Raw genomic sequence first — 19,178 nt, forward strand, 5'->3', positions numbered from 1 at the left:
TGCCGCGCCGACGGTTGTCGGCGCATGGATATCTGCTGGCCAAAACCCGCCGCTGCTTCCCGACATAGGACGTTGTCGACCCGAATGGTCTTCGGCGTACCACGCACGGACGCGATGCGCGTCACCGCCGCGACCACCTGCTCGCCCGTGATGCCCTGATCGACGTCGATCGCCAGCGCCTCGCGGGTGAACGCGTCGACCACCGTCAGCGCCCGCAAGCGCCGCCCGTCGAACCGCACATCCGAGACAAAGTTCATCGACCACATCTCGTTGGGCGCCGAGGCCGTAGGCAGGCGTTCGCGGTTCGCCGCGCTGACGTTGCGCCAAGGGCGCTTGAGCCGAAGGCTCAATCCATCCTCCCGATACAGCCGGTAGACCCGCTTGTGGTTCACCAGCCAGCCCTCCCGGCGCAACAGGATGTAGATCCGGAAATAGCCAGAGCGCACCCGTGCTGCCGCCAGATCATGGATGCGCAGCCGCAGCGGCGCCTCGTCCGGCTTGTGACACGTATCGCACCGACGAGCGGTCGACGCCGAGCGCGAGGCAGCTGCGCCGCTCGCTGACGCCGTGGGATGCCTGGACGTGCGCGACGATCTCGCGCCGCCGCCCAGGCGTCAGCGCTTTTTTGCCAGGACATCCTGCAGGATATGCTTGTCCAGGCTCAGGTCCGCGACGAGCTGCTTGCGCTTGCGATTCTCGTCCTCGAGCTGTTTCACCCGCCGCAGCTCGCCGACGCCCAGCCCACCATACACCTTCTTCCAGCAATAGAACGTCTGCTCCGACAAGCCCATCCGCGGATGACCTCTGCCACAGGCGTGCCCGTCTCCGCCTGCTTCAGCGCAAACGCGATCTGCTATTCCGTGTACCTCGACTTCTTCATGTCCCAGCTCCTTGCCCGTAGGCTTCAAAGAGCCGGAAAACTCTCACTCAACATGGATGAAAAAACAGGGAGGACGTCACCGTGCCCGATCCGCGATGCTGTTTAGAACATTACGATCGGCGGTGAGACATGCATGAAACTCAGTCGCCCTGCTGAGGCGGAGTCGGCTTCGAGCGATGAAGTGCTGTCACGCGCTTGACGTGAGCGATGCTGCATCCGGCGAGCTCCGCAGTTTTCGCGATACTCATGCCCGCCTCCCTCAGACCTACGATGCGCCGGTGGTGGGCGAGATCCGGCTTGCGGCCGGTGTAACGCCCCGCCCTCTTCGCGACCTCAATGCCCTCGCGTTGCCGCTCACGGCGCGTCTCGTAGTCGTCGCGCGCCGTTTGCAGCGCCACCCGCAGCAGCATGTCCTGCACCGCCTCCAGCACGATGCGCGCTACGCCCGCGCTGTCGGCCAACAAGTCGGACAGGTCCACGATCCCCGGCACTGCGAGGCGCGCCCCCCTGCCCCGGATCGTCTCCACCAGCAGCTCCGCCTCCGGCAGCGGCAGGCGGCTGATCCGGTCGATCTTCTCGGCCACCACCACCTCGCCCGGCTGGAGGTCCGCGACCATGCGCAACAGCTCGGGTCGGTCTGGCCGTGCGCCCGACGCCTTCTCCCGGTACACCGCCGCGACGTAGAGGCCGGCCGCCCGCGCGCCGGCCACGATGCTCTCCTGCCGCGTCAGGTCCTGCTCGTCCGTGCTCACACGCAGGTACACCCGCGCCGCCCTGACCTCGTTGCCTCCCATCTGCTCGTCACTCCTGCCCGGCGTTCTTGGGTATACCCTCGCGAGCCATAGGCTAACCGAGCAAGTTGCGACCCATTATGGCCGAGAACACATCGTAGTCATCTACATTGAGTATGCTGAACAGCCTCCAGTTTCGTTCAGCTGAGACTGACGGTCGGCTTGAGCGGCCTTAGGTCCAAAGCCAGTGCGCTCAGTTCGGCGATCTTTGTGTCGCTGCCTCTTGCCAGATGATTGACCAAATCCTCCTGATTCGGCTGGCCGAGCGCGAGGCGATAAAGCAGGCGCTGGCGCTGGAGGTAATCGAACCGTGCAATGTCACGGCTCCTCGACAATGCGAGCACGTGGCGATCGATGTCGGCATGGTTGAACGTCCACCAGGGTGACAGCCCGGTGTCGTCTTGGAACCGGCGCTCGCTCAATCCTGCGGCCTCTGTCCATGGTGATCGGCCGGTGCGGGCCGCGGCTAACGCGTCGCCCTGCACCAACGCGCCCAGCGGACGTCGCACCAGGAGACCACCATAGCGCGATATGCGACCTTCACGCTGTTCAAGGTCGACTGGATTGGATGGCAGATCCCAGTGAACGATGCGACGGCACCAGCTGTGAAAATCCAGACCTTCCTGACCGATCGAGGTCGTCGCGAGAACATGGGGCCAGAATGGCGTGTTGAACGCTCGCCGGAGGCTTTCAGCGCGTGGCGGCGCTTCGGCTTCAGACTCGCTCAGCGCACGTTGCGCTGCTTCGGCATCGCCGCTTTCGGTGCCGCTGAAAGGCACGGCAGCGTGGCAACGAAGGCGGATCGAGCTCGATGTGGTCGGGATGCCGCGGAAGGTGAACCAACCGAGCGAGGCGTGCAGCGCCGATGCCAGTTCGTCGAGAAGGTTCGGGGCGTCGGTCTGCCCTTGGGCGAGCCAGAAATGCTCATCAAGCACGCTCTCGAGCCCGCCGTCGCGGACCGCCGCCATCAGAACCTCGGTGGGATTGCCGTCGCCCAGCCGGCCCCAGAACACCCGGTTGTCGAGATAGGGGCGCAGCCTGTGCCAGCAGAACGAGACGAGCTTCGAAAGGTGGTCTGCCTCAATGGCCGCCGGAAAATGCCGGAGCAGTGCGCGGCCGACAGCGACCGCCGGTGAGGCCAAGCCGATCTCGGCCAAGCGGTGCAGCTCCTTGGCGCTGATCCAGTCGATACTCTCGACGTGGTTGCGCCGGGTGACGATGCGCCCGAGCACTGCCTCAGTCCCCGCCGTCTCGTTCCATGCCGCCTGGGATGCCGCGAAATCGCCGGACTTTCGCTCGATCGCGGCAAGGAGGTTCCAAAGCGGACGTGCCCGTTCGGCGTCCTTCTTCGGCTTGCTGCGGATCTCGACCTTCTGATCCCTGAGCGCCTTCCGTAATTGTCCGATGACCGTGCGCAGCGCGTAGCGGGCGGACGAATGGTTGCCCTTCAAAGGATCGGTCACCCGGACTAGGAACGGCGACGGATGGAACAACGACATCACGGGCAGGCCGGACTGCGGAGCCAGCCGCTTGCTTTCCCAGGGTCGCCGGCGGGCGGTTGGCCCGACGTCGAGGTAAGCGTCCTCGACACCGAGGCTGATCAAGGATGCAACACTCTGCGGGGTGGCGCGAAAACGGCTGAACAGAAGCGTTTTCTGCGCCAGGCTGTGCGCCCACGGACCCGCAAGCGGCCACCACTGCATGGAAGGGGCAACCCAGGGGAGCGCGAGATCGGGCGTTCGCACGATGTCGCGTAGGGCCCGAAGCTTCGGGCTACCCCAGCCGTCCTTGCCGTCGCCGGCGCGTCGTGCAGAGCGGAGCACCGGCACGCCTGATTGGCGTCCAAACTCGACCTTGTCGGCGATCTTGTACCGGGATCCGAGCGCCTGTGCCGGCAGTGGGACAGATAGCCAGTAGGCAGAGGCCGCGGTCTTGTTCCGATCGGACACCTTGCTGGCGAAATGCCTGAAAGTGTGAAGATCGCCGGGGACAAGGGCAAGCGGATCGCGCCGGGTGCGGTGATCCAGACCTATAGAGGGCGGGCGCTCGGTACGTGCTATGTAGGGGCGCAGCAGGCGGTCGATCCGGTCGCGCGTCGCTTCCGCACGCTCCTTGAGAGGCGGATCTATAGTGTCGCCCTCTGCGTCACCGATCGCACGCAGGATCTCGCCGAAGCTGGCAAAGAGCTGCTCGGCGTCCTCCCGCACGGCTGTGCTGCGCGTCAGAAACTCGATCGTGTCGAAAAGCTCTTCGTGAGCCTGCGGCCCGTCTTTTCCATCCCAGGACTCGCCAAACAGGCGGTAGGGTGTGGCCGACAAAAGCAGCATGGCAGGCTTTTTATAGCCGATCCCGAGAAGGGCGCGCCCGAGCCGGTCGCTTTTCGAAGGTGCCAGCATCTCGCGGAAGCGCTGAAACTCATCGAAGACGATAAGGTCCGGCGGGGTCGCCTCGAGACATGCCTCCGCAAGAAGGCGGCGCAACACCGTCAACGTCCCCGCCTCAGGCTTTGTCTGTGCGGCTGTCGCGATGCGTTCGCGAAGACCCGGCCTTTTACCCTCCGGATTGAAGCGCGACTTGAGCGCGGTGCGGAAGGTGCCGACAAGCTTCGGATCGATGCCGCCCATCAGCCGCTGCGCAGTACGGCGGGCGCCCTCCCAGCTCACCGTCGCGCGCTGTTGGATGAAGCGCTCGGGTAGTGTCTCCAATATCCCCGGCACGGCGCGTTCGAGCAGCAGGCTCAAAAAGGCACGCTCGATCGCAGCGCCAGGTGTCGGTCGTGTGCCTTCGGGCGGGAAGGAGGTCTGAGGGGATAGCGAATAGAGCCGGAGCGGCGATGGCGGCTCCTTGTCGTTCGGCCGTTGATCGAGCGGGATCATCGACAGCCGATCGACCTTGGAAAGGGCCCGCAGCCTGGCGCGCTTGTCCTCCAGAAAGTCGACCAAACGCGCGGCGTTCTGGTCGGAGACACGAGCATTGCTGGTGACGTAGTAGACCGTGAACTTCTTCCTACCGCCACGCGACAGCTGCCGGACGACCTCCCGAGCGACTGTCGTCTTGCCGAGGCCGACCTCGTCGGCCACCAGAAAGCGGCGACTGCCCTTACCGGTCAGCGCGGCTACGGCAGCGCCTACCGTCGCGTTCTGAAAGGCGCGCGGCGTGCTGCTCATCTTGCGATCAGGACCTCGCGCGCAATGCGCCAAGTCTGCTGGAGGGCGGTCAGATCGTCTCTGTCCGCCTGCGTAAGGTGCTCGCCATGAGCCAGCACCGCAGCCACATAGCGGTCGATCACGGCATCGACACGCTTCAACGAACCAGACTTGTGGGTCTGGTCCTTGGCCCAGGCAGTCAGGATATCCTCGAGCGCGAGCCCGTCATGCTTCCAGCTGCTCCGCTTGGGCGCAACCGCTTCCGGCTCCGTGTCCCAGTCGTCCTCGCTCCCCGCCCCAGCTCCACCCTCGAGCATCTCCCGCAGCCACGCCTGCAGGCCGGCGACGCTCAGAAAGCGGCTGATCGCGGCAGCGTCCCGCTCCGCGTCGATCGAGGGGACCACCGGCACGCGCAGGAGCCATGACGCCGGCGGCAGATCCCCGATCGTCAGCCGAAACTGAACAAGATCCGTTTGCAGGGACAACGGAACCTCTCCGAGCTCGATGTGCGTCACGCCGGGCTGCCAGCGGTGGAGCGCCATCGTGGCGAGCCCTGCTTCCAACTGAACTGAGGGCGGCAGCGGCACGACTTCGCCAGAGGTGAGACGATACTCCCTGCCGTTGCGGTCCAGGCTGAGTGACGTGTCCGCAAGCGTCCAGCGCAGCCTTTCGAGAGCAAGTTCGGCTGCGTCAGCTTCTGTTTCCGTCAGCGTCTGCAGGAGAGCATCGGATACCGGTGTCGCTGACCCGACGATCGCCAGGACGCCGTCGATCTCGGCGCTGCCGCCGGTGAAGCGGGCGGCGACTTCCGCATTGCGGCCCGACCAAGCCCGGTCGGTGGCATTGGCGCTGCCGGCGACGATCTCGATCCGCTCGCCCTGGATCGCCGCGAACAGCTTGGCGTGCAGCCCCGAATGACTAGCGCCGCCCGAACCTTCGTCTTCCTCGTCCGTCGCCGGCTCCCGCCCTATCAGCTCAACCTCAGCGACGTCGTCTCCGTCCGGGATCGGTGCCCCAAGCGCCAACAACTTGAAGTCGGAAAGACCCGCGCGGCCGTCATTGCCAAGCTTGCGCAGCGCCGGCAGCGTCGTCACCAGAGTGCGGTCCGCGCTTGCCTTGGTCATATCGGCAAGGGATCGTGCGAAAGCATCGCAGAGGAACGGGCTCAGGACGACGATCTTGTCTCCGGACGTCGCATCGAGCGGAGCGATCGGCTCCGAGCCGCGCGTCCAGAGGTCGATCCGTGACACATCGATGCCGTCCGGCGCGATCCAGCGCACGGCCCTGAGCTCCTTCGCGAGATCGTCCGGATCGACGTCGGGCAGCTTGGCTGCGCGCGCGAGGGTTACACCCAGCGCATCGATGCCATCGACGACCTGGCTCCCCTTCCTGCGGCGGCTTTCGCCGTCCAACACCAGCCCGAGATCCAGGTCACGGCTCATGGTCAGGTTGCGGCTGCCGACCCAAAGCCGCCAGAACCGTGGCAATCCCTCCGCTTGATAGCAGATCAACGCAGCCTTCGGGTGCCAGCTATTCGCGCTTTCCCGATAGGGCATCTCCACCACGAACTGGTCGAGCACGGCCGCGATCTTCGGGAGCCTCGGTCCACGATGGATGCGCCCGCGCTGGACAATGAAGCGCACCCGTTCGCGCAAGGCCTCGATCGCGCCGGCGAAGTCGGACTTGTTGCCGCTCGCATTGTCGCGGCCGCGGGCGTGGAGATTCAACAGAGCGCCCCCGAGAACGATCGGGTCGGCGGAGTAGGCGGCGAACAGGGCCAAGCGGGTTGTGGTCAGCTTGGGTGGCCGCAGGAGCTCAAGAAAGGCCTGGCCGGGGAAGTCCTTCGGCGCCCTTCTCATGCGCCGACGAGGTCCTGCAGCAGCATTTGCACCCGGTCCCAGCGGTAATGAAGCGGCGCACCCAGCGGATGGTGATCATTGTCCCAGTCCGCACGCTGATCGACGCCGAACTGGCTGCGTGAGAGCCGCGCTCGTCGCCCCTTTCGCGCCTCTTCGGCGTCACGGTACACGCGCTCCAACCGCATCGGATCGGTGTGTCCGGCGCGTACCCATGCGAGCGTGTCCTGAAGCGCAACAGAGACGACGGGAGCCAACTCGGTCCGGTCCGTCATATCGTCGAGAAAAGCTGGCCAGTCCAGGCGAGCGGCCTGGGCCTTCCAGCGCTGGACGATGCCGGTCAGTGCCGCGCGTTGCGTATCGGAGCGCTTGCTACGGTCCAGCTCCTCGCACAGCGTCTCCACTTGGGCGGCGTAAACGCCGCGGCCGATCGCGGCGAGAGCAGCGGCGTGGCCGGACCGCTCAAGCGCTGGCCGTTCGGTTTCCGCAAGGTCCCGGACTTGTGGACCCCAAGCAGTACGGCTCGACGACACGTCGTGCCCGACCAGCAGCGAGAAGATCGATCTCGCCCCGGGATTTCTGGGCGACGTCAGGCTTCGCAGGCGTTTGGCGAGGAACTTCCGCTCGCTACGAGTGAGATCGAAGCTCAGCGTACCCTCGCCCTCCCCGTACCAATCGTCGGCCGGTTCCGGAACGACGAACGGCCAGGATCCTCCTCCGAGCGGCGTCCCTTCGTCGTCCTTCAGTAGCGCGCCCGGCTTACCCGCGACCATCCGCTCGACCTGATAGCGGCTAAGCGGACCGCTGCCTTCCTGCTCGCGCACCAGCCCCCAGCGTTGCAGCGCACCCCAATAGACCTGGCTGGGACGCTGCTCGACCGGAGAGGGATAGTTGCGGCTGCCGATCACACCGCCCGGCTCGTTGATCAGGCGCCCGGTGAGCAAATATTCGCGCCGCTTCACGCTTTCCTGTGCGCGTTGCCCCTTGGCTGGTTTGAGGTGCTCATCGCGGTAGAGCCAGGGCACGAAGAGGACATAGCGCAAGCGGGTATGCAGGACTGACGTGCCGGGAAAGAACCGATCGGCGTAACGCTGGTGGACGATCAGGAACCCGATCTCGTCCCGAACCCCTTTCTGGTCCGAGTTCATGAATTTGCGCGCCTCGCGCATCGCGTCCGGCGACAGATAGGTCATTCCAAAAGACGCCAAACGCCACCCCCAAACTCTATAGCCGCCCACAAGGAGAGCCGCTGACAGATCGACGCGGTTAGGCTGTTTCCAGCACCCGCACTGCGCCGATCCCCTCATGTCGCGGCCGGACCCGGATCTCGACATCGTGGCCGAGTTTCCGGAGACCATCGGTGATGTAAGCTTCGCTGATGCCGTCGAAACGGCCGCGGAGGATCTTGGAAAGCTTGGGCTGTGGCATGCCCATGCGAGCAGAGGCAGCGGTCTGCGTCAGCCCCAGTTCGCCCATGCTTCGCTGAAGAGCGGCGGCGAGCTTGGATTTCACCAAACGACCTTCCGGATCCGAAAGGCCGAGATCCGCAAAGACGTTGCCACTGGAGGTCACATGCTCGATTGCCATGTCGGGGTCCTTTATAAGGCTTGTTTGCGTTGCGCTCTCTTCTCGGCAGCCAATCGTTGAGCCGCTTTCAGTCGAGCTTCGATCGTTTCCTTCTGGTGCTTCGGAACGGCGATGCCGCTCGTCGATTTTTTCTGGAAGGCGTGGAGAACGTAGATATCGTCGTCGATCTTGACGTTGTAGACGCAGCGATAGGTGTCGCCGTCGTACCGTTCGATCAGTTCGATACTCGAGCCATACGGCTTGGCGTTGACGTGTCTCATTCCAAGCTGGGCTAGGTAGAGGCCGTGTCCGAACTCGCTTCGGACATCCTCGGGCATGTCGACCAGGTCGTCCCTGCTACTACCCATCCACTCCAGTTCGCGCATTCTCCATCTCCGTTGACGATGGAAGAAGACCTATATCCATTTAGGTATAATGTCAACCGGGGCTGACGGCTATCCGCTTGTTCAGTGCCCCGGACCTCGTCCGTTCTGCAGCCTTCAGTCCGCCTCCGGGCAGTTGGCGTTGATGCTATGTTCCGCTGCCGCTACACTGCCGGAAACGGCGAAAACGCCGATAGCCGTCAAGAGTGGGGTGGTCAGTGCAGCGCCAAACATTCGTCTCCCATGGCAGGCTGGCTGCTCGTGAGATCAGATTGGAGGCCGCGCGTGCCCAGCGGCACGGCGTCCAGGTCATGACATTGGAGCAGCTTGCGGCTCGATTAGCGGGTGGGTTCATCACCGGCATCGATCCGGAGGCGTTGCGCAACGCGATCCAGGCGTCGTTGACCGACAGCAACCTGGGCGAGCTCGACGACATCAAGGCCCTGCCCGGCTTTGTCGGCGCCGCGGCTGACACGCTGCACAAGGCATGGCGCGCTGGTGTGGATCTCTCGGCTCGTGCGGGCGAGCACCCGCGCCTCGCCGCCATTGCCGCGCTGGAAGATGCCGTCATCGGCCGTCTCCCCCACTCGATGCTGCGGCCCTGCGATCTCGTCGCGCGTGCAACCGAGCGCCTCGCTCATGCCCCTGCCCTGTTCGGGAGCATCGACGTCGTCGGTCACTCCGAACTCTCGCCCTGCTGGCGCGAACTCCTGTTCCTGTTGGCCGACACGGTAGCGGTCCGCTGGCATGCCGGCCCCCGTTCCGTGCCAGACTGGCTTGCCGGTTCCGCCATCGAGGTGCTCAGATCCGACCCCGCCAGTCCGAGCCTTGGAGCGGTGACCTGTGCAACCGGTCATCACGAGGCCGTCGAGGCGATGCGCTGGGCACGCGAGCTGATCGCCAGCGGGGTTGCCCGCCCCCATGAGATCGCCATCGCGTCCGCGGCGCCAGCCGCCTATGACGATGTCTTCCTCGCGCTGCGCGCCGATGCCAATCTCGACCTCCACTTCGTTCATAGCATTCCCGTTGTATCGACCCGGCCGGGCCAGGCAGCGGCCGCCCTCGCCGATGTCCTCGTGCGCGGAGTGTCGCAGGCGCGCATCCGCCGGCTGGCGTCACTGCTCGGCAGCGAAATGGGACCCATGGCCCAGCTGCCCGCGGGCTGGACGCGGCTGCTCCCGGATGGGGCGCCGCTCAATTCGATCAGTGCCTGGAACAGGCTGATCGACCGGCTTACCGCCGACGACTGGCCCGACGGTGTCGACCACGCGCCTGAGTTACGCGGCATCATCGCGATGTTGGCCGAAGGTACGGCGCTTGCGGCGGACACGGGCGAGAAGCTGCTTAGCGGTCCCGCACGCCGCATCTGGCGGCGCGCGCTTGGTCTCGGCAGTCCGGCCGCCATCGATATCACGATCGCGCAACTTCGCCTCGAGGACGAGAGCGAGCCCTGCGCGTCGGTCGCCTGGATGCCGGCTGAGGCGCTCGCGGCATCGCCACGGCCTTTCGTTCGCCTGTTGGGTTTGACGTCATCCCAGTGGCCCCGGCGCATCAGTGAGGATCGGCTCGTGCCCGACCACGTCGTGCCGCTGGCAGACCTTGATCCCCTGCCCGTCTCCGCTGTTGACCGGCGTGACTTCGAGACGATTCTGGTCACCACCGCCAGCCAGGTCGTGCTCAGCCGGGCGCGGCGTGATGAGGAAGGACGTCTGCTAGGCGCCAGTCCGCTGCTTCGGGGAAGTCCTCCGCCTGCCTATCTGCGGCGCAACCGGCGGCCCGACCACGCCATGAGCGAGACGGACCGGCTCGCAGCCCGACCGGGCGATGCTTCAGAACTGGCGCGGGCCGCCTCCGCTGCAACCTGTTGGACGAACTGGCGCTCGTCGCACGTGACGCCCCACGACGGACAGGTTCGCCCGGATCACCCCGCGCTGGCCGCAGCCCTGGACCGCGTTCAGTCGGCCAGTTCGCTCAAGCTTCTCCTGCGAAACCCGCTTGGCTTCAGCTGGAAATATGCGCTCGGCCTCCGTGCTCCGGCCACAGCCGACGAAGCGCTCGTGCTTGATGCCCGAGCGTCGGGCGAGTTGCTGCACCACCTGCTCGACAACGCCGTGCAGCGGCTCGAAGCCGGTCAGGGGCTGGCCAGTGCCGACGAACAGGCCTGCGTGTCAGCGCTCGATGCGGCCTGTGCGGACGTCGCGGCGATGTGGGAGGCGGGTCAGGCCGTGCCGCCCGGTATTGTCTGGCAGCGGACCTTGGCGGACACCCGGCAAGTCGCGCTCGCTGCACTCGAGGGCCGACCCGAGCCCCTGCCCGGCCAACGCTCCTTTGCCGAAGTGCCGTTCGGCGGCCAGACCGCCAAGTCCGATGGTGCCCTGCCCTGGACGGCCGACACGGTCGTGGAAGTCGCTGATACCGGCTTTCGGATCTCCGGTTACGTGGACCGATTGGACCTGTCAGACTGTGGCACAAAGGCGCGTGTCACCGATTACAAGGGCGGCAAATGCCCGAAGGACGCTGTGACGCTGGACGGCGGAAGTGAACTCCAGCGTTGCCTGTACGCCTATGCGGTTCACTCGCTTCTGGGCGATGACATGGAGGTGGAGGCGGCGCTCGTCTATCCGCGCGCGGGGGTGACCCGGCCGCTGCAGGACGCGAACGGCACGCTTGCCACGCTGGCCGGGCATCTGCGCGCTGCACGTGCCAACCTTATGGCCGGGCGAGCGCTCCCGGGCCCGGATACGGGCGGCGATTATGACGACCTCGCCTTTGCTCTGCCGGCAATGGCGGACAAGGGGTGGTGCCGCCGCAAGCAGGAGGCGGCGACGGTAGCCCTCGGCGATGCCACCCTCGTCTGGGAGGCGGAGTGATGAACGTGATGGCACCCGTGCTTGCGGATGACCAGCCAAGGCTGACCGCGCTTACCGCTCACGACCGATCGCTGCTCGTCGAGGCCGGCGCAGGCTCGGGCAAGACCGCCGTGATGGCAGGGCGTGTGGCGCTGATGCTCGCCGCCGGCGTCGCGCCGAAAAGCATTGCCGCAGTGACCTTCACCGAACTCGCCGCCAGCGAACTGCTCGCGCGCGTGCAGGACTTCGTGGAAGAGCTGCTATCCGACCGCATCCCGCGCGAGTTAAGTGCGGCGCTCCCTCACGGGCTCTCGGACGAACAGCGCCAAGCGCTGACCGGTGCGTGCGAGAACCTCGATGAGGTCACCTGCTCGACCATCCACGGCTTCTGCCAGCGCCTGATCAAACCCTACCCCGTCGAGGCCAACATCGATCCGGGCGCGAGCCTCGTGGACCCGGTCGAAGCGGAACTTGCGTTCGGTGACACGCTGGAACGCTGGCTGCGCGCGACGCTGGACGGCGCTCTGCCAAGCCTGATTTCGGAGCTGGTGTACCACGAGCCGGTGGGGGGACTCGCTCTGGTGCGAGAGGTTGCCGACAGGTTGCGTCGACACCGCGTGCTGACAGGACCGCCGTCTCCCGCCCTCCCGCCTCTGATCGACGCCTTGCACGACGCAGTCGATGCCTACAGAGCCTTCGTCACCAGCACCTCCGCGCGGGAAGAAGAGAGCATCGCGGCAGCGGAAGCGTTCGCCGGGATGAGCGAGCGGCTCGTGGCGGCCGGGCAAGGTCAAAGCTCTCAGTCGTTGGTGGCGCTACTCACCGCCGAGCCCGACGCTTCGCTCCTCACCGGCTCCGGCTGGCGCAAGTATCAGAAGAAGGGGAAGTGGGAGGCTGCGGTCAAGCTGAAGGGCCTGCCCAAGGCACGCGGTGGCGAGTTGAACGGCGAGGCCGAGCGTCTGCACAACGCTGCGCGCGATGCCTGGATCGACCTCAAGGGGGCGGTCGCAGCGCGGGTTCTCTCGGAGGTGTTGGCCGCGGTCGCGCCCGTGGCGGACGGGTTCCGCGCCTACAAGCGCGCAGCGGCCTTGCTCGACTTCGATGATCTGATCTTCGCCGCGCGTGACCTGCTGCGCGATCATGAGCCTGTCCGGCAGGCACTCGCGTCGCGTTATGCGCATGTGCTGGTGGACGAGTTCCAGGATACCGACCCGCTTCAGTTGGAGATCTTCTGGCGCCTGTGCGGTGAGCCGATGGACGGTGCCGATCCCGCCGACTGGCAGACGTACCGGATCAGGCCCGGCGCATTGTTTCTCGTCGGTGATCCCAAACAGGCGATCTACCGTTTCAGGGGCGCCGATGTCGCCGCCTATGTCCGGGCACGCAACGCGATCCGCGCTCAGGGCGCGCAGAATCTGCTCAGCATCTCGACAAATTTCCGGTCCTGCGCCGGCATCCTGTCCTTCGTGAACAAGCGGTTCGAACCGCATATGAGCGAGGACAAGGGGCAGCCCGGGTTCACGGCGCTCGATCCCTTCCATCCCGATCCCGCCCACGGGCTGTGCGTCACCGCCCTGCCGGTCGCGTGCGCGGGCGAGGACGGGAAGGCGTCGGCCGACCGGAAGCGTGACTGTGAGGCAGAGGCGGTCGCGGAGCTGGTCGCGCGCCTGATCGGCAGCCATGAGATCGCCGACCGTCGGGCCGGAGTGCAACGTCCGTGCCGACCCGGCGACATCGCTCTGCTCGCGCCGACCGGCAAGGACCTGTGGCGCTACGAGCAGGCGCTGGAGCAACGCGGGATCGCGGTCGCCACGCAGGCCGGCAAGGGCTTCTACCAGCGGCAGGAGGTGCAGGATCTGGTCGCGATCGCGCGCGTGCTCGCCGATGGCCGAGACACGCTCGCATTGGGTGCGCTGCTCCGGGGACCTCTGGTCGGGCTGACCGAGGAGGAGCTGCTCGACCTTGTCTGGACGCAGCCGCGCGCACCGGAGCGGCCGGACGCTCTTCCTCGCCTGCACGTCAACATGGACCTGGACGCGATTGCGCATCCCCTCGCGAGGGACGTGCTGGGCAAGCTTCAGGGGCTCAGGCGCCGGATCAACGCGACCACCCCGCATCAGCTGATCGCCGAGGCGATCGACACGCTGAACGTACGCGCGATCCTGCTGCAACGCCATCGCGGCCAAGCCGAACGTCCACTCGCCAACGTCGACCTGTTCCTGAGCCTGGCCCGGCCTTACGGCGTTCGCGGCCTGAGAGCGTTTGCACAAGCGATGGCGGACGCCTGGGCCGGCAAGGCGCGCTCGGCCGAAGGTCGGCCCGACGCGCAGGAGGAATCGGTGTCGCTTCTCACGGTGCACGCCTCCAAGGGGCTGGAGTGGCCGATCGTCGTCCCGATCAACTGCATGACGGCGACGATTGCGGCCGACACCACCGTCATCGATCGCGACGCCGGCATCCTGTTCATGCCGGTGCTGGGCAACCTACCCTCTGGCCACGCCGATGTGCACAGTGCTGAGAAGGCCGAGCAGGACCGCGAACGCATGCGCCTGTGGTATGTGGCTGCTACCCGCGCGCGCGAGCTGCTGGTGTTGCCGCGGCTCGATGTCGCGGCGGGCTCGAACAGCTGGTCGGGGCTGATCGACTTCGGGCTTGATGAGCTCGAGGTTCTCGACTTCGACGCTTATACCGACCAAGCGCCTTCCGGCATCCACGAGGACGACAATCAGCAGACCCGGGAGCGTTTCGCGGAAGAAGCAACCGCGATCGTCGACGCTACCGCGAAGATCGCTTGGAGCGCGCCGAGCAGGGACGAAGGGCGCGGGGTAGATGACCACTCGCAGGTTGAACCCGAACTGGTGTTCGGAGAGGTGGCCGGTGCTGCTCCACCGGGGCCGGTTCAAGGCGGGCGCGAGCGGGGGCTCATCATCCACAAGCTGTTCGAGGAAGTGCTTACGGGCGAAATCCTGGACGAAGAAGCGCGCCTCGCAGACCGGGCACGCGAGCTGATCGTGCAACTCGGGCTTGAGCCGGCCGGGGCCGCGGCGAGCGGCATCTCCGAACAGGAGGTGGCACGGGTTGTTGTGCGCACGCTGGCCCTCCCCGAGATCGTAGCGATGCGTGACCGCCTCGTGCCGGAGCTTCCGGTTCTCGCTTCGGAGGAGGTCGACGGCATCGAAGTCGTCACCGCCGGGATCGTAGATGCGTTGCATCTCGATGAGGGCGGACAGCCGCGCGCGGCGATCGACTGGAAGAGTGATGTCGATCCGGATCCCGCCGCAACCGAGCAGTATCGCGGTCAGGTGAAGCGCTACCTTCATGTAACCGGCATCTCGGACGGCATGATCGTGTTCGTGACGCACGGAACCGTCATTCGAGTCTCGGCCTGATAAAGCCGGCTCGCGCTTGCAGCTGCCAAGGTCGGGTCGGCGGAGCTGACTTCCGGCGAACTGTAGGTGTACGGTTGAGGGCGAAGCACCTCCTTGAAGTTCTGCGGCTCCGGGATGCGGTGCTCTCCGGCGGGCCGCCAGGGAGCCTCGGCCGGGTACAATGCCATAGGATTGGCCTCGGTCCAAAGCCGGTAGTCGGGCCTCGCGATCTAAATCACGCGATCGGGCATCGCTGATCTCCTTCATGCGGCCATCATCGCTAGTATGTCGGCTCGCCAGCGCCGGTAATCGGCCCTGCACGCCGCCGAGAAGGGCGCGTCCCATTTAAGGAAATGGGTCCAGACCTCCTCGGTTTCTTCGCTTGCCACCGCCAGCGCGGCTGCTCGCTCCGGAACTCCGGTCGCGAGCTTGGCAAGCTTCCACTCCTTCTCGATCGAGCGCAAGGCGAAGCGCAAACTCGTGATCCGCTCCATCCTAGCGCGGACCAGCCGGGGCCGGTTCAAGCCGACGACTTCATCCGTCCCCACTCCTCGCGCTGTCAGAAGGGAAACGACCGAGCCGTCGTGCCCGTCCGGCTGCGGCCTGATGCTGAATGCGAGGTGCGGACGCGGATCGTCCACGGTGGGGTTCAGCAGGGCGGGAGCCTCCGCCGCTTCGCCTCCGAGCGCCGTCGATCGCGGCGTGCCGAGGAGCGGGAACCTGTTCTCCTTGCCGAACTTCGCCTCGCCGCCACCCGGGACGGGATGGTAGCGTGCACGATTGCAGTCCTGGCAGGCCGGCAGAAGATTCGACCATTCCGACGCAAGCCACCAGTAGCCGCCCGACATGGTTCCATCGTCCTCGAGGACGCCGCCCTTCGGCCGGTAATGCTCCACGTCGAAGGGAGCGCCGTCGATGCGATACTCGCAATAGGCGCATTTCCCGCCGAAGAGCGCGGCCAGCGCATTCTTGACCTCCGCCCGCCCGTACACTTCGAACGGGTAGGCCGACGTGGGCGGCGGCACCTTCTGATAGTGCGCCTTGGCCTTCGCCCTCTCCTTGGAAGCGGCGGTGGCGGCACCTGCGCCTAGGCAGGCCGGGGCGAAACTCGCCGCGTTGAGACGCCGGATCACGACGCCTCCCCCGCCTCGGCGACCTCGGCAGCCTCGAATTCGTCCAGGATCTGCTCGACCGCCTCCTCATCCCAGACGTCAGGATCACGCTCCCCAGCCGTCTTGGCGAGGTACCGATCGATCACCTCATAGAGCAGCCGCTCCCGGCGCGTACGTCCCATCGGAAGGCTCGGCTTCAGGCGCGCCCGGATTTCCTCCAGTTCGGCATCATCCGCGCCGTCGGGCGTCGGTCGGGCGAGCAGCCGGTAGTAGGCGGCAAGATCGCGATCGACCTCCGGCCGCAGCGTCGTGCGCAATCCGAACAGGTCGGACGTCAGCATCTGGTCGACGTCGAGCCCGTCCAGGCTGGGTATCATCGGCTCCGACAAGGTCGGGCTGCCGTCCGGTGAACGATCGAGAAGCCGCACCTCCTCCTGCGACAAGCCGCGAAGCACGAGCGGATCATGCGTGGTCAGCATGAGCTGGCTGAGCGGAAACGCCCTGCGGAACGCGTCGACGACCCGCAGTCGCCACTCCGGGTGAAGATGGGCATCGATTTCGTCAACGAGGAGGAGCACCTGGGCGGAACTCAGGCTGCCCCAGGTCTCGTACATCACGTCCATCACGTCGGTGCCGAGCGACAGGATGCTCTTGAAGCCCGAGCTGAGGTCCGTCAGCCGGCGCCGGCGCCCTCCCTCCTCTATCGCCAGTCGCCCGTCCCGTTCGATTAACGCGGTCGCCGCACTGGTGAGCATCTCGTTGAGCGCTCGCGCGACGTCCTCCGCTCGACTCGCCCCTTCGCGACCTGCAAGGTGACGCTCGAGCCCGAACGGCCCGTTGACCGAGAAGCGCTCCTCCATGAGCGTATGCACGCGGAAGTCGGCGCGCCGGCGGCGTTCGCCGAGACGTCCGCGAGCCGGCAGTCGGTAGGCTCCGTAGCCCAGGACCGTCACCGGGACTCGGCGGTGGCCGCCGAGCACGGCATCGCCCTCCTCGAACGTCACGACGTTCGTGTCGTCGGTATCGAAGAATTGCACCCCGATCCTGCCTCGATGCACGCCGTCACGGAGGCACCATCTGGCTACCACGCCGGCCTCCATCGCCTGCGTCGGTCCCATCGCGCCGATCGCGACGGCCTGGAGCAGGCACGTCTTTCCAGCGGCGTTCTCCCCGAGCACGGCTATCGAGCCCGCCCCCTTGCCGCCTCCGGCGCCGCGTGCCGGGAACTCCACCACGGCGTGGTCGATGCCGCGGAACCCGTCGATCACGACGCGACGTACGTACCGCCTCTCGCCGGCCCTCACCTCCGACGGCGTCGCGGAGTCGCGGCCTGCGCCACCGCTCGCCGACTGCTCGACCGCCTCGACCAGCCGCGCAGCGCGTTCCGGGGAAAGCTCCTGGCGGGACCATGCCCTGAACGGGTGTCCCGCGGGGAGTCCCTGGACAAGGCGGATCAGGATAATGCCCTGGAAGCCGACGCGGTCGGCGATGGCGGAGGCGACGAGGCTCGAGCGCCGCTGCCCGGGCGCCAGCGGTCGATCCGGCGCGAGGTCGAGGGACCGAAGGACCTGCAGACGCGCATGCCGCAGGTCCGGGCGGTTCAGGGATAGCACCTCGATCGTCGTGGCACCGCGGTCGTCGATGCCGGAGAGAAGGCCGTTCCCGTCGAGGATCAGGTGCTCGGCCGGCGCGTCGAAGCATGGGTCGAGGAGCATGGCGCCCTCGGCGCTAAGTGGGGCGGACCGCGGGTCCCCCTCTGCGCCCCCGCGCTGCCGGATCGGGAAGAAATTGCGCTTCGCGCGCAGGCACGCGTTGCATGCCGGATAGAGGTTGGCCCACTCGAGGCCGAGCCAGCAATAGTATTGGAAGTCGACCTCGCCGTCGCCCCGGTCGGCTCCCTGCCACGGACGATAATGGTCGATGTTGAACCCGCCATCCTGAAGCGGTGTCTCGCAATATGCGCACGCGCCCCAGAACAGCCTGAACAGCTCTTGGCGGAGGCGCTCGTCTCCAAGCACGGGTTCGGGAGGTTGCGGAGGCCGCCGGTCCCGCTCTCCCGACGCGAGATAGCGCTCGACCGCCCTGCGATATTCGCTGGCCAGGCGACCTCGAAGGATTTCCGGCTCCGGAATGGCCGACCTCGAAACGTAGCGCATCGTCTCCCCGCATCGATGCGCCACCTGTGTCGGGCGGATCGTCGCCTCAACCTATCGCGTATCGGGTAAACGACAAGGCGTTGCCGCCGACGCTGCGGCCCTCCGCCGGGAGCCCGCCGACGCGGAGGAAACACCAAGGGCGGCTGCCGGCTGGCGATGTTTGAACGAACGGCCGCTTACCCCTGTCCGCGTTAGAAAGCGGCCGTTTCGCTTCCCACCCAAAACTCAAAAGCAGAGGAGCTACTTTTGAGCGAGCAACTTATTCGCCCAACAGCCAGACCGCTGCAGCTCAACCGGCTGTTTCCGCATCCTTGATCGTCGCCATCTCTGTCGAAGCGGGCTTCGATCGGTGTAGCGCGGTGATGCGCTTGACTTGGGCGATACTGCATCCCGCCAGTTCGGCTGTCTTGGCGATGCTCATGCCCGCCTCACGCAGACCGATGATGCGACGGTGATGAGCCAGATCGGGTTTGCGACCGGTGTAGCGCCCTGCCCTCTTAGCGAGCTCGATCCCTTCGCGCTGCCGCTCCCGCCGGGTCTCATAATCATCTCGCGCGGTCTGAAGCGCGACGCGCAGTAGCATGTCCTGGACCGCCTCCAGCACGATCCGCGCGACCCCTGCACTGTCAGCGACCAGGTCCGTGAGATCGACAATCCCCGGCACCGCGAGTCGCGCGCCTCGCGAGCGAATAGCCTCGACAAGGAGCTCAGCCTCCGTGAGCGGAAGGCGGCTGATCCTGTCAATCTTCTCCGCGACCACTACCTCCCCCGGCTGCAGGTCCGCTACCATGCGCAACAGCTCCGGCCGGTCGGGGCGCGCGCCAGACGCCTTCTCGCGGTAGACCGCCGCGACGTAATAGCCCGCCGCGCGCGCGCCCGCGACGATCGCCTCCTGCCGCGTCAGATCCTGCTCGTCGGTGCTGACGCGCAGGTAGACACGCGCCGCTCGGATCGGATGTGGATTGCCGTCGTTCGTCATAGCCAATCTGCATATACCCATGTGAGCCACCACTGCGGCAACCGGCTCGGAATAGCAAACGCCGATCCTGTCGAGCCTAGCTCAGCAAGCCA

At 66.2% G+C, this 19,178-nt stretch carries 11 protein-coding genes and 1 pseudogene; 2 read left to right on the forward strand and 10 right to left on the reverse strand.

Annotation, left to right across the window (positions count from 1 at the left end):
* Positions 1–71: 71 nt before the first annotated feature.
* The 7 genes and pseudogenes from ACH0BU_RS16700 to ACH0BU_RS16730 form a co-directional block, all read right to left on the reverse strand.
* A pseudogene (locus tag ACH0BU_RS16700) lies at positions 72–850 on the reverse strand (DDE-type integrase/transposase/recombinase); the annotation flags it as partial.
* 170 nt (positions 851–1,020) lie between these two features.
* A complete protein-coding gene (locus ACH0BU_RS16705; RefSeq protein WP_205499298.1) occupies positions 1,021–1,674 on the reverse strand; it encodes a recombinase family protein in 654 nt (217 codons plus the stop codon).
* A gap of 137 nt (positions 1,675–1,811) precedes the next feature.
* Positions 1,812–4,838, reverse strand: coding sequence for a DEAD/DEAH box helicase (locus tag ACH0BU_RS16710; protein WP_147035996.1), 3,027 nt, complete (start codon positions 4,836–4,838; stop codon positions 1,812–1,814).
* On the reverse strand, positions 4,835–6,676 hold the full coding sequence (locus ACH0BU_RS16715) for a phospholipase D family protein (protein WP_500264362.1): 1,842 nt from the start codon (positions 6,674–6,676) through the stop codon (positions 4,835–4,837). The genes ACH0BU_RS16710 and ACH0BU_RS16715 overlap by 4 nt, the downstream gene beginning before the upstream one ends.
* Complete coding sequence (locus ACH0BU_RS16720) at positions 6,673–7,866, reverse strand: DUF6361 family protein (protein ID WP_500264363.1); 1,194 nt, start codon at positions 7,864–7,866, stop codon at positions 6,673–6,675. The genes ACH0BU_RS16715 and ACH0BU_RS16720 overlap by 4 nt, the downstream gene beginning before the upstream one ends.
* Positions 7,867–7,939: 73 nt before the next feature.
* Positions 7,940–8,260 (reverse strand): helix-turn-helix domain-containing protein, encoded by a 321-nt coding sequence (locus tag ACH0BU_RS16725; protein WP_285139406.1) that lies wholly within the window; start codon positions 8,258–8,260, stop codon positions 7,940–7,942.
* An 11-nt stretch (positions 8,261–8,271) separates the two neighbouring features.
* The gene (locus tag ACH0BU_RS16730; RefSeq protein ID WP_285139405.1) at positions 8,272–8,625 is read right to left on the reverse strand and encodes a type II toxin-antitoxin system RelE/ParE family toxin; all 354 of its coding nucleotides are present in this window, start codon (positions 8,623–8,625) and stop codon (positions 8,272–8,274) included.
* 269 nt (positions 8,626–8,894) lie between these two features.
* Between ACH0BU_RS16730 and ACH0BU_RS16735 the strand changes: the two genes are divergently transcribed.
* Both ACH0BU_RS16735 and ACH0BU_RS16740 read left to right on the forward strand, forming a co-directional pair.
* Positions 8,895–11,492: a PD-(D/E)XK nuclease family protein gene (locus ACH0BU_RS16735; protein WP_500264364.1), complete on the forward strand. Its 2,598-nt coding sequence runs from the start codon at positions 8,895–8,897 to the stop codon at positions 11,490–11,492.
* Positions 11,493–11,500: 8 nt separating this feature from the next.
* Entirely contained in the window at positions 11,501–14,860 is a 3,360-nt protein-coding gene (locus tag ACH0BU_RS16740) for a UvrD-helicase domain-containing protein (RefSeq protein WP_500264365.1), read from the forward strand.
* Positions 14,861–15,102: 242 nt separating this feature from the next.
* Here ACH0BU_RS16740 and ACH0BU_RS16745 read toward each other — a convergent pair whose 3' ends face one another.
* From ACH0BU_RS16745 to ACH0BU_RS16755, 3 genes are all read right to left on the reverse strand, one after another.
* Positions 15,103–15,972: an HNH endonuclease family protein gene (locus ACH0BU_RS16745; RefSeq protein WP_298280074.1), complete on the reverse strand. Its 870-nt coding sequence runs from the start codon at positions 15,970–15,972 to the stop codon at positions 15,103–15,105.
* The gene (locus ACH0BU_RS16750) at positions 15,969–18,107 is read right to left on the reverse strand and encodes an AAA family ATPase (protein ID WP_298280073.1); all 2,139 of its coding nucleotides are present in this window, start codon (positions 18,105–18,107) and stop codon (positions 15,969–15,971) included. The genes ACH0BU_RS16745 and ACH0BU_RS16750 overlap by 4 nt, the downstream gene beginning before the upstream one ends.
* 289 nt (positions 18,108–18,396) lie before the next feature.
* Positions 18,397–19,086 carry a recombinase family protein gene (locus ACH0BU_RS16755; RefSeq protein WP_298280072.1) on the reverse strand — a complete coding sequence of 230 codons (690 nt, stop codon included), beginning with the start codon at positions 19,084–19,086 and terminating at the stop codon, positions 18,397–18,399.
* Positions 19,087–19,178 lie beyond the last annotated feature (92 nt).

This window comes from Sphingomonas olei (assembly GCF_045369765.1).
GTDB classification, from domain to species: Bacteria; Pseudomonadota; Alphaproteobacteria; order Sphingomonadales; family Sphingomonadaceae; genus Sphingomonas; species Sphingomonas panaciterrae.